Origin of the sequence: Primorskyibacter sp. S87, from assembly GCF_049801055.1 — a bacterium.
Lineage (GTDB): Bacteria > Pseudomonadota > Alphaproteobacteria > Rhodobacterales > Rhodobacteraceae > JBNAGF01.
In genome coordinates this window covers 96,207-107,600 of record NZ_JBNAGF010000010.1, presented here as the reverse complement: position 1 = coordinate 107,600, position 11,394 = coordinate 96,207, and the positions used below count along the sequence as shown (strand labels likewise).

At 58.0% G+C, this 11,394-nt stretch carries 12 protein-coding genes; 8 read left to right on the top strand and 4 right to left on the bottom strand.

From position 1 onward, the window contains the following. Positions 1-155: 155 nt before the first annotated feature. Positions 156-566: a DUF1348 family protein gene (locus tag ACP15U_RS16365; RefSeq protein WP_425046227.1), complete on the bottom strand. Its 411-nt coding sequence runs from the start codon at positions 564-566 to the stop codon at positions 156-158. A gap of 185 nt (positions 567-751) precedes the next feature. On the opposite strand from ACP15U_RS16365, the gene ACP15U_RS16360 reads away from it, so the two are divergent. The 3 genes from ACP15U_RS16360 to ACP15U_RS16350 all read left to right on the top strand — a co-directional run bounded on the left by ACP15U_RS16360 (position 752) and on the right by ACP15U_RS16350 (position 6,336). Continuing rightward, positions 752-3,937, top strand: coding sequence for an adenylate/guanylate cyclase domain-containing protein (locus ACP15U_RS16360; RefSeq protein WP_425046226.1), 3,186 nt, complete (start codon positions 752-754; stop codon positions 3,935-3,937). Positions 3,938-4,122: 185 nt separating this feature from the next. Further along, positions 4,123-5,361, top strand: a complete 1,239-nt coding sequence (locus tag ACP15U_RS16355) for a lytic murein transglycosylase (RefSeq protein WP_425046225.1) — start codon at positions 4,123-4,125, stop codon at positions 5,359-5,361. Between the two features lie 99 nt (positions 5,362-5,460). Continuing rightward, positions 5,461-6,336, top strand: a complete 876-nt coding sequence (locus ACP15U_RS16350) for a hypothetical protein (RefSeq protein WP_425046224.1) — start codon at positions 5,461-5,463, stop codon at positions 6,334-6,336. 84 nt (positions 6,337-6,420) lie between these two features. Here ACP15U_RS16350 and ACP15U_RS16345 read toward each other — a convergent pair whose 3' ends face one another. Further along, the gene (locus ACP15U_RS16345; protein WP_425046223.1) at positions 6,421-6,675 is read right to left on the bottom strand and encodes a DUF2312 domain-containing protein; all 255 of its coding nucleotides are present in this window, start codon (positions 6,673-6,675) and stop codon (positions 6,421-6,423) included. A gap of 237 nt (positions 6,676-6,912) precedes the next feature. On the opposite strand from ACP15U_RS16345, the gene ACP15U_RS16340 reads away from it, so the two are divergent. Next, positions 6,913-7,131 (top strand): hypothetical protein, encoded by a 219-nt coding sequence (locus tag ACP15U_RS16340; RefSeq protein WP_425046222.1) that lies wholly within the window; start codon positions 6,913-6,915, stop codon positions 7,129-7,131. 124 nt (positions 7,132-7,255) lie between these two features. Here ACP15U_RS16340 and ACP15U_RS16335 read toward each other — a convergent pair whose 3' ends face one another. Further along, positions 7,256-7,471: a hypothetical protein gene (locus ACP15U_RS16335; RefSeq protein WP_425046221.1), complete on the bottom strand. Its 216-nt coding sequence runs from the start codon at positions 7,469-7,471 to the stop codon at positions 7,256-7,258. Positions 7,472-7,757: 286 nt separating this feature from the next. Between ACP15U_RS16335 and ACP15U_RS16330 the strand changes: the two genes are divergently transcribed. The 4 genes from ACP15U_RS16330 to ACP15U_RS16315 are packed head-to-tail and all read left to right on the top strand — an operon-like array spanning position 7,758 to position 9,993. Then, on the top strand, positions 7,758-8,645 hold the full coding sequence (locus ACP15U_RS16330; RefSeq protein WP_425046220.1) for an MBL fold metallo-hydrolase: 888 nt from the start codon (positions 7,758-7,760) through the stop codon (positions 8,643-8,645). 46 nt (positions 8,646-8,691) lie between these two features. Beyond that, entirely contained in the window at positions 8,692-9,120 is a 429-nt protein-coding gene (locus tag ACP15U_RS16325; protein ID WP_425046219.1) for a YeeE/YedE family protein, read from the top strand. Beyond that, the gene (locus ACP15U_RS16320) at positions 9,120-9,551 is read left to right on the top strand and encodes a DUF6691 family protein (RefSeq protein ID WP_425046218.1); all 432 of its coding nucleotides are present in this window, start codon (positions 9,120-9,122) and stop codon (positions 9,549-9,551) included. The genes ACP15U_RS16325 and ACP15U_RS16320 overlap by 1 nt, the downstream gene beginning before the upstream one ends. Positions 9,552-9,561: 10 nt before the next feature. After that, a complete protein-coding gene (locus ACP15U_RS16315) occupies positions 9,562-9,993 on the top strand; it encodes a TIGR01244 family sulfur transferase (protein ID WP_425046217.1) in 432 nt (143 codons plus the stop codon). Positions 9,994-10,133: 140 nt separating this feature from the next. Here the strand turns inward: ACP15U_RS16315 and ACP15U_RS16310 are convergent, their stop codons facing one another. Further along, entirely contained in the window at positions 10,134-11,333 is a 1,200-nt protein-coding gene (locus ACP15U_RS16310) for a FliM/FliN family flagellar motor C-terminal domain-containing protein (RefSeq protein ID WP_425046216.1), read from the bottom strand. Between the last annotated feature and the right edge of the window lie 61 nt (positions 11,334-11,394).

Genomic DNA, 11,394 nt, shown 5'->3' with positions numbered 1-11,394 from the left:
GCTTTCATTCGAAAACATTTAGCGAGCAGTGGCACAACTTTTGCGGACTTTCGAGAAAAAATCCAATCTTTTCTGAGACAGCACCCCGGTGACAGCATGTTCCGACAACGATCGTGTCTAGGCCGCAGGTTCCCCGACAGCCTTCGGGCTGCAAATCAACCTTTGTCACTCGCGTTGCCGGATACCTGTCGTTCGTAATCCACCGCATCAAACCATCCGAGCGAGTTGGTGATCATGCAGTTTTCGTCCAATTCCCACTCTTCCCAGCCGCTTGCCCGGACCAGGTTGCCTGTTTCCGAATGATGGCCCTCGAGCGTCCAGCCAAAAATCGCACGGTCCCCCGCCAGTCTTATGAAATCTCTGTAAAGCTTCAGATCCGGAAACGACGCCATGAAGCCCCCGGCCATGTTGATCATTGCCGCGCGACCAAATTGGTTCTCACCACGGTTGATCGTGATCCCCTTTCCGGCCGCGTAGTGGTTTGCCACCGCCTCAGGGTTTCCCGAATTCCACGCTGCCGTATACGCTTCGGTCATCTTGTCGAACGTCGCTGCATCCAAACTCATCAAATGTTCCCTCTTCAACGAACCCGCCAACCTAGGGGGCAAAGTAGCGATCTGTCCACCCAAGGCCGCTTTCAACTGCTCCTGCTCTAATTGTCAGATTCCAATTACCGGGGAAATTCATTGCCCTATGGCGCGCGATCGGGAACACTGTGCGGGTTGGCCATAGGAAAGGACCCCGTCTCCTGATGTCCGATTTAGGTAAATGGCTGTCGCAACAGGGCCTCGGGAAACTCGAGGAACTGCTTACAGAAAATGACATTGATCTGGATGTCATCTTTGACCTGACCGACGAGGACATGCGCGAAATCGGCCTTTCGCTGGGGGCTCGCAAGCGGTTGCGTGCTGCCATCGAAGATAAGCAGCCTTCCGCGCCAACATCCGACGCGTCCGAAGCAGACAACACTGCGCGCGAGGCGGAACGTCGTCACATGACAACTCTGTTCGTCGATCTTGTCGGGTCGACTGCCATGTCCGCGCGGCTCGACCCCGAAGACATGAGCGACGTAATCAAACGATACCAGAACATAGTGGCTGGTATCGTGACCCGCTACGAAGGTCATGTTGCCAAATACATGGGCGACGGAGTTCTGTGTTACTTTGGCTGGCCAACCGCCCACGAGGACGACGCAAAACGCGCGGCCCGTTCCGGACTGGAGATCGTCAGGTCTGTTGCAGAGTTGCAGGCGCCCGACGGGCAACCCCTGTCGGCCCGCGCGGGTTCTGCCACGGGTATGGTCGTTGTCGGCGATCTGGTCGGAGAAGGTGCCGCCCGCGAAGAGGCTGTCGTCGGCGAGACCCCAAATCTGGCGGCCCGTTTACAGGCACTTGCGGAACCCGGTCAGGTTGTGGTGTCGAACGCCTCCCAGCAACTTATCCATGCTGACTTTGATCTGACCACTCTGGGAGAGCTGGACATTAAGGGTATGGATCAGCCGGTTCAGGCCTGGCTGGTAGATGCGGAACGCAGCCTCGAAAGCAGGTACGAGGCCGAAGATCTCGACCCGGTTCTGCCAATGATCGGACGCAACCACGAACTTGCGCTGATCATGGAGCGCTGGCACCGCGCGATGTCCGGCGAAGGGCAGGTCACTGTCCTGACCGGCGAAGCGGGCATTGGAAAATCCCGGCTGACACGGGCAGTCATTGACGAGATCCGGGCCTTTGACCACTACAGGATCAACTACTACTGTTCCCCATACCATACGGATTCCAGCTTTTATCCGGTAATCAGGCAGCTTTCGCATGCACTGGGGTTTCAGGAAACTGACAGTACTCAGCAAAAAACTGACAAGCTCGGGTCGCTGTTACGCGCCGCCGATCCACAGATCATTGCCGAGTTGCTGATGATCGAACCCGGTTCGGCCGGGCAGAAACTCAACTTGTCGCCTCAACAGCTCCGCACCCGGATCATGGAGGAAACCTCGGCCGAAGTGCGAGAGATATCGCGGGAAAAGCCGGTGCTTCTGCTCGTCGAGGATGCACATTGGAGCGATGCTTCGACCCTTGCGATGCTCGAAGCCTGTCTGGACAAGATCACGACAGAGCGCGTGATGATCCTGATTACAGCCCGTCCGACCTTTGAACATGGATTTGGTGGCCACCCGATCGTATCCAAACTGACTTTGAACCGGCTAGGATCGGAACAGACCTCAAATGTTCTGGCAAAGATCACTCGGGGAAAGAGCCTGCCAGACGCTTTGATCGCCGAGATCGTCGCCCGTACCGATGGAATCCCGCTGTTTATCGAAGAGTTCACCAAAACCATTTTGGAATCCGGCGACCTAATCGAAACCGGGGACAGTTACGAACTTGCCGGCCCTCTTGACCGGGTCACCATTCCGGCAACGCTACACGATTCCCTGATGGCCCGGATCGACCGGTTGCAGCCGGTCAAAGAAATCGCACAGATGGCGGCCTGCATTGGCCGCAGTTTCGAGCGTACGGCGCTGGCCAAGATCGCCCGCGTCGACGAGAAATCACTTGATGAGGCCCTTGGTCAACTGGAACGCAGCGAGCTTGTTTTCCGGCGCGGTGCTCCGCCCGAGGCCACCTATGTCTTCAAGCACGCCCTGCTTCGCGATGTCGCTTACGAAAGCCTTCTGAAAAGCCGCCGACTGAAGATCCACCATCGGCTGACGGACTTGTTCGAAGCCGATCCCAACGCTCCGGCCGAATTGGTCGCGCACCATGCCACCGAGGCCGGCCTGACGGAAAAGGCCATTCTGTTGTGGGAACAGGCTGCAAAAACCGCACAGACCCGCCCGGCGTTTATCGAAGCGGGCAACCACCTGCGCGCAGCCCTCAAACTGGTGTCTGGGTTGTTGGACACTCCGGATTGGCGAGAACGGGAACTTGAGCTTTTGGTTCAGCTTGCACAGATCCATATCGCCAAGGACGGCTATGCATCGGCCGAGGCCAGCGATACATTTTCGAAAGCGCTGGAACGGATTGATGCGACCCAAGATCCGGAACTGAAGGTCGCCATCTATTACGGAACTTGGATCGCGCCCTACATCCGCAATGATTTGCATCGGGCCTTTGAACTCGTGTCGCGGCTGGTCGATGAGATGGCAGATGAACCCGACCCCGTGCCGCGCCTGATCTCTCGAAGAATGCGGGCGGCAACGCTCATTGCCAAAGGCAACTCCGCCGAAGCACTCAAGGATCTTCAGGTTGCATTCGACCTGTATCAATCGGCAAACATTGTGGATTTTTCGGCAAAGTTCGCGCAAGATCCCGGAGTTCAGATCTGGTGCTATATGCTTCTGGCCCAATGGATGTGCGGTGACGAAGCCGGGGCAATGAAAACCGTCGAAAGGTCTCTGACCCGGGCCCGTGAACTCAGGCACGCCAACACGATCTGCTATGCGGATCTCCACGTGGTCACCTATTCGATCTGGACCGGCGACATCGAGAGAGTCCGGGAAATCAATGAAGAAATGCGAAGCCTGTCCGACAATCATGACATGGCGTTGTGGAAGAACTTCGTATCCATTCACGACGCAGTTCTTGCCTGCATGACCGACGAACCCAACGCGGCCGGCCAACTTGACATGGCCCTGTCGGGATATCGTGAAAAGGGATGCTGGCTCTGGGTCACGCTGTATCTCAGTGAGCAGGCCAAAGCCCTGCTCAGGGCAGGTGATCCACAAGCGGCGCAGCACGCGGTCGATCGCGCCTTTGAAGAACAGGGAAAGACCGGCGAGTACTGGGCAGAAGCCGAACTGCATCGGATCAACGGCAAAATTCGTGCTTTCCTTGGTGATAAGTCCGGCGCCAAGGCCGCCTTTGAAAAGGCGATCCAAATCGCAAACGCCCAGCATGCCCAAGCGCTTGCAAACCGGGCCATCCTTTCGCTTGAGGCACTTTAGAAAGCGCCGGCGTCTTCCGGTGCCGCCCCCGGCACGGTCCCGCCGGGATGGTCAACAGCGTTTCGGACCCTTGCTCACCAGCCGGCAATCGGCAATCTTTCCGCGAAAGGCATCAGGCCCAGCGCATCTACCGAAATGACACGACCAACTGCTCTTCAGCACGCATCAGAAAATGGAAACCCGTTATGAGATTGGCTGCTCCTCTGTTGGCCTTGTCGCTGCTGCTGCCGGATGTCGGCACCGCCCAAGACCGTCAGGCAATCGAGCAACAATACCAGGACTGGCTGGAACAATCGATCTGGCCACTTGCCAAAGCCAGGGGAGTGTCACGCAGAACATTCGACGCGTCAGTCTCGGGCGTTCGGCTGAACTGGAAACTGCCCGATCTGGTTCCGCCGGGCAGCACCGAACAGGTTCCGCGCCAGCAAAGACAAGCCGAATTCGGCTCACCCGGTAAATACTTCAACCGTGGCTCGATTCAGGGCGCCACCTCGGTCGGACGACAGATGGCGGCGCGGCACAAAGGAGCATTGTCGCGGACCGAACGCGAAACGGGTGTGCCCGGCCGGATCATCCTTGGAATTTGGGGTCGTGAAAGCGGTTACGGTCGGGTCGCCATTAAACATGACGCATTCGAGGTGCTGGGCACCAAGGCATTCATGTCTACCCGGGCCGACTACTTCACCGGCGAACTTGTCGCCGCACTGGAAATCGCCGACGCGGGGCATGCGCCCCAAGGCACCCTGAAAAGCAGCTGGGCGGGGGCATTGGGACAACCTCAGTTCATGCCCTCGAACTTTCTCAAATACGCCGCAGACGGTGACGCCGATGGCCGGGCCGACATCTGGAAGTCAGAAGCCGATACAATCGCGTCCATCGCCAATTACCTTGCGCAGCACGGCTGGGTTCCGGGTCGCGACTGGGGTTTTGAAGTAACAGTGCCGGCCAAGGTCTCATGCACGCTGGAGGGGCCAGATCAGGGTCGCACCATAAGCGATTGGGAAAAAATGGGAATCTCACGGGTTTCAGGCCGTCCATTTCCCGATCACGAACGCGGCGGGGTCGGCTTTCTGATGATGCCGGCGGGTCGGAATGGACCGGCCTTTATCGTCACGCCGAATTTCTATGTCTTGAAAGACTACAACACCAGCGATCTCTACGCCCTGTTTGTCGGCCATGTGGGTGACCGAATCCAGTACGGCTCTGGCGATTTCCGGGCCGGTTGGGGCAATGTAGGCGGGCTTTACCGGTCGGACGTTGCGGTCATGCAGCGGGCGCTGGAGGCAGAAGGCCATGACGTTGGCGGCGCCGATGGGTTGCCAGGTTTCAAAACCCGCCGCTCGATCGGGCGCTGGCAGGAAGCGAATGGAAAACCGGCCACCTGCTTTCCAAAAGCCAGCATGAAATCCGAACTCTCGGAATGACCCCGACGCACCGACCGACCAAAGCCGTTTGACTGCCGCTGCCCCAGCCGTTACCCAAAAGACAACCGAAAGCAGCACCAGACAGGTCTCACACCATTCATGCAAGTAATCTTTCATACCGGCGCCCACGCAACTGACGAGGACCGGCTGCAAAAGACCTTGCTGCGCAACAAAGAGGCGTTTGCGGCCTCGGGTATCGCAGTGCCGGGCCCCGGCAAATACCGGAAGCTTCTGAAAGACTGCTTCGAGGCCATGGAAAGCGCCCCGTTGAACGACGATGCGCGCGACGTTCTGATCGATGCAATTCTAGACGACGAACAGGCAGATCGCCTGATTCTGTCAAACCAGTTCTTTTTCGGAACACAGCGGGCTGCGCTGGAAGGCGACCAGTTGTATCCCGGCGCGGCAGAACGGGTTGCGCAGATGCAGTCTCTCTTTGCCTTTGATCAGGTTGAGATTTTCATGGCGATCCGCAACCCGGCGACCTTTCTTCCCGCCGCTTATCGGAATGCGTCTCCACGGCGATTGCAACAGATCCAAGAGACAACGGACCCGCGCGCGCTGCGGTGGTCCGAGATGATCGAACGAGTCCGGGCGCACTGCCCCGATGTTCCGCTTACCGTCTGGTGCAACGAGGATACGCCTTTGATCTGGGCCCAGATTATCCGCGAAATGGCAGGTCTGAATCCCGGCGAAAAGATCATCGGAGGCTTCGATCTGCTGTCTCAGATCATGTCCCCCGAAGGCATGAAGCGGTTCCGCGCCTACCTGAAAACCCATCGCGACATGAGCGAAATGCACAAGCGTCGGGTGATTGCGGCGTTTCTGGACAAATTTGCCTTGGAAGACGAGGTCGAAGAGGAACTCGACCTTCCCGGCTGGACCGAGGATCTCGTCGATGACATGACCGAGATCTACGACGAAGACGTGTTTCGAATTCAACGGATACCCGGCGTTCAGTTTATTGAGCCCTGAACACTGGCCCTTTGGCCCGGCCTGATATCGGACATACAGGGCCGAAAGAACCCGGCCCCGCCCATTCTTGCGAGATGGTTCTGATCACATGCCCAAGGCATTCATGTAAAGTTCCAGAACCGCTTCCTGTTCGGCAAGATCGTTGGGATCCTTTTTGCGCCGGCTTACAATCGTGCGGATTGCCTTAATGTCGAAACCGGTGCCTTTGCATTCGGCATAGACTTCTTTGATCTGCTCGGCGACTTCGCGCTTTTCTTCTTCGAGTCGCTCAATCCGCTCGACGAAAGACCGCAGCTGCTGCCCGGTAACACTGATTCCGCCGTTGTTCTGATCGTCCATTGTCTCTTTCTCCTTGCCTCTCTGGTGTCCGGGCCGGGTCAATTGCTGACCGCCGGTCTTTTCGCAATCCCGCATAACCGTCGGATCTGCGAAGAACCAGCGCTCACCGCACCTGCGGGTTCGGGATAGCGGGATAGCGCCGGGGCCGCGGACCTGCAAGTCGGGATTGAACCGCCGTCACGGATCCTGTACCGCCCAAAAAGCGGCTGAAGCCGCTGCAACAGCAGGAGACCAAGAATGTTCGATATGCTCGTCTGGGCAGGAGCCGCCCTATCGCTGGCCGGGTTGGTCGGTCTGATCTGGTGCATCCTGCGGGTCGCCCGCGCGCGTCGAGCCAATCTCGACGACGAAGCCTTGCGTGCGGTGGTACAATCGGTGCTGCCGTGGAATCTGGGCGCACTGCTGCTGTCCGTGTTCGGACTGATGATGGTCGTTGTTGGACTCGTAATGGGTTGAGCGACGGTCCGGATGCCTTTGCACACCGGATCCGATCGAAACCACTGTCTCGACCAACAGAACAGCCCGATAGACCACTTCGAACTGCCTGACTCAGCCGCCTGTTTTGCCGGCTACCGCTCGTTCAGACCGGCATATTGTCGAAGCGCGCTTCCACGGCCTCGTCGCTCAGGGATGCTTCCAACCGGCGCATGCGAACCGGAACGGCTTCACCTTCGGACAACATGCGCGCAATCAGGGCACTGAACTCGGGTTGTAGTTTCAGGCGGCTGTCGGTGTTTGCCGCCTCAATTTTGGCCTCGAGGTGCTTGGCAATATCGAGCAGGCTTTTTGAACTCATTTCGGATCCTCCCTATCCGCATGGAACGAAGCACGAGAATGTGACGTCTTTGCGACCGAACCCAGCGGCATCTGCAACCAACTGGCCTCTTTCCCGGCCGGAGCCTGTTTTTTGGGCAATGGTCAGGATCGACGTAGAATTCACTAGCACGATACCGGCAGCATTTTACTTGATTTGGGTCAAACCCCATCGTCAAATTCTGCCATTCAGCTCCAATCGAAACAGAAGTATTGAAACACATTCGCAAATCATTATATGATAGCCAGACAAACACCGGAGAGCAAACATGACCAGTCCAGCGCCAAACTCTGCGACCCCAAAGGTTAAGGCTTTTTTTGATGAAGGAACCTTCACGGCTTCGTTCGTGGTGCAGGATCCGAATGGAACGGCCTGCGCGATCATCGACAGCGTGCTGGACTTTGACCATGCCTCGGGACGGACCAATACTTCTTCGGCGGACAAGATCATCGAGTATGTGCGGGCGGAGGGGCTGAAACCCGAATGGATCATCGAAACCCATGTTCACGCCGATCACCTTTCGGCTGCCCCGTATCTGCAAGAACAACTGGGCGGCAAGATCGGCATCGGTTCGAATATCACGGTGGTGCAGGATACCTTCGGAAAGGTCTTCAACGAAGGCACCGAGTTCCAACGCGACGGCAGCCAGTTCGACCGGCTTTTTGAGGAAGGCGACAGCTTTCATATCGGTCAGTTGCGTGGCGACGTGCTGCACACGCCCGGACACACGCCGGCCTGTATGACCTATGTGATCGGAAACGCGGCATTCGTTGGCGATACTCTGTTCATGCCGGATTTCGGTACAGCACGCTGCGACTTTCCCGGCGGCTCATCCGAGGATCTGTTCAAGTCGATCCAGAAGATCCTCGCGCTGCCTGACGAAACCCGCATCTATGTCGGCCACGATTATAAGGCACCGGGCCGCGACGAATACGCATGGGAAACGACCGTCGGAGAGCAAAAGGCGCTGAACGTTCATATCGGTCAGGGCCGCAACATCGAGGAATTCGTCGAGATGCGCGATGCCCGTGATGCCACTCTGCCGATGCCGCGCCTCATCCTGCCCTCTTTGCAGGTGAACATGCGGGCGGGGCAGATGCCGCCCGAGGATGAACAGGGCGATGTGTTCCTCAAGATCCCGGTGAACAAGATCTGACCGGGATCAACCAACAAACGCGCGAACTACGAAGGACCAAGTAATCATGGAAACGGACTGGATTTGGGGTCTGATCGGCGGTGGTCTGATCGGGCTGGGCGGTGCAGTGTTCCTGCTCGGCAACGGCCGGGTGATGGGAGCCAGCGGTATACTCGGCGGCCTTGTCGATGGCTCGGGCAGGTCGAACATGTCGGAGCGGCTGGCCTTCATCGCCGGAGTCGTCTTGGCACCGCTGCTTCTGTGGCCCTTCTACAGCGTCAAGATCGACACCCATCTGACGGATAACTGGGCAGTAATCATCATCGCCGGCCTTCTGGTCGGGGTCGGGACCCGGATCGCGAACGGGTGCACCTCGGGACACGGGGTTTGCGGAATTTCACGGCTGTCGCTACGCGGGATCGTCGCCACCGTGTTCTACATTCTTGCCGGAGGACTGACGCTCGCAATCTTCCGCCACGTTCTGGGAGTGATCTGATGCGGCGGATTTTGTCTCTTGTCGCCGGTGGTTTGTTTGGTGCCGGTCTTTTCGTCTCGGGAATGACGGACACCACCAAGGTTCAAGGCTGGCTTGACGTATTTGGAAACTGGGATCCGACACTTGCCTTTGTAATGGGCGGAGCGATCATTCCGATGTTCATCGCATGGCGCCTGACCGAGGGTCGCCAACCGATCGCCGGCGGAACATTTCCGACCCCGCCCCGGCCGGAACTGGATCATCGGCTGATAACTGGCTCTGTGCTGTTCGGCGTGGGTTGGGGGCTTGCAGGTCTTTGCCCCGGCCCAGCAATGGCATCCCTGACCTTTAACGGCGTCGGAGGTGTTCTGTTTCTTGTTGCCATGATCGCAGGGATGCTTGCAGCTCCGAAAGTCGGAACGCAACTGGACCGTCTGGCCGAGGTCGCGTAAGAGCTGCATCATGGATTTACGCAAACTGACACCGACCCTTTCCGTTTCGCCTCAGATCTCGGCCGAGGACATCCCCGAGATCAAGGCGGCGGGTTTCACCACTATCATCTGCAACCGGCCCGATGCCGAAGTCCCGCCAAGCCACCAGAGCCCCGCGATCGGCGCGGTGGCGCAGGCGGCGGGCCTGCGGTTTGAAGTTCTCGAGATTGAGAACCGCAGCATGTCGATGGACCGGATCGAAAAGCAACGCGAGCTGATCGGGTCATCCAACGGTCCTGTTCTGGCCTATTGCGCCTCGGGCACCCGGTCCTCGATTGCCTGGGCATTGGGGAAGGCTGGAGAGATGAGCGCGGACGAGATCATCGGTGCGGCCAAGGCTGCGGGCTATGAACTGGAAGGGTTGCGCCCGACGCTGGAACAGATCGCCAGATCCGGATCCTGAGTTTTAACCGAACCTTTCGAACATGGCTGAGACCGGAACTGCGCCTGCATGAACCTGTTCCGGTCCAGGGACTCGAGCCGCGAGCACCTTTGAGCCTGTCTGACTGAGCCGCCGACCGGATACCGGCCCGGCGTTTCTGACTATGTTTCCGATCCGGAATTTATCACATCGGGAAGGTCGTTGCGCGACGGATCCGGGGGTGGCAGACCTGCCAGCTGCGCGATCTCGGCGACGGCTTCATCTTGGCCAAGCTCCAACAAGCTGTCTTCTGGCCCAGTATCCGAATGGTTGATTGGTCTGGCTTCTACCGCTGACGCGCTAGCGATTTTGGTTACTTCCGAATCCGGAAGAATTGAGGACCCTGACAGAGCTTCGGCATCAATGACATCGGTGTCCGGATCGTCCTCCTGCGCTGACAACAATGCAGTTTCAGAGAAACTCGCTTCTTGCTGCGACTCGGCTCGCGGCACTCGAGTTTCGTTGACGCGCAACGCACGAAGCCCGCCGATCTGTCCCAACCGACCCACGGTGACCAATTGCCCACCTATTGTCACCAGTTCAATCTGGTCAAGCCGCTCCTGAACCAGCGGCAGAAGATGTCCGACCTGCATCTCGTTCAGCTGTGACAGCGGTAGCTGCAATCGGGCAATGACCGCAGTCAGTTCTGCGCGAACAACCGGAAAACTCTGTTCCAGACCCGGTGCGATTTGTACCGCCTCATCCTCGATCACCACTTCGGTATCCGGCACCAGAACTGTGATCGAGCCCTTCCCGGCACCTCCGTTGATATCGACGATCAATTCGATGACCTGGAACTGTGTGGCTTCCAATGCCAACAGCAGGCTGCACCGGTCTGCCGCTCGCGCCCCAAATCGATAGCCGTCGATACAGGCCGCCTCCTGCGGGTTGTCCACTGTCTCGGACGCGCGACTTAACATTTCGTCAATCAAATGAGCGCTCATGGCCGCGTCTGTCGCAGTAAACGGCCTGTCAGCCGGAGGTGGGCCGAGAACCTTCCCCACAGTCTGCTGCTGAATCACAGCCGAAACACAAGCCCGGTCCAGACTGATCCCGCCACGCTCACCATCGGGCCCGTCTAACAGGATATGCAGCCGATCTTCTTCAAGAATTTCTGCCAGTCCATCGACGGCATGAGAGGCCTGTTTCGCGTCGATCACCGACAGAACCAATTCCATCTGCTCCTTAGCGCTCCGCGCCAGGGAGAGCCGCAATGCCCGTAGGAGAGATCGCGACGGTTGCGCACCCTCTTCACCGCCGGCGGCGAGTTTGCGCCGGAGTGCTGTTGCCCCGGCCGTCTTGGAAATATCCTGCGATGACATGTCTTCTGACCTGTTAAGCCGCGCCCTGCTTTCACCGGTCTAACAAAGATGTGGTTACCAA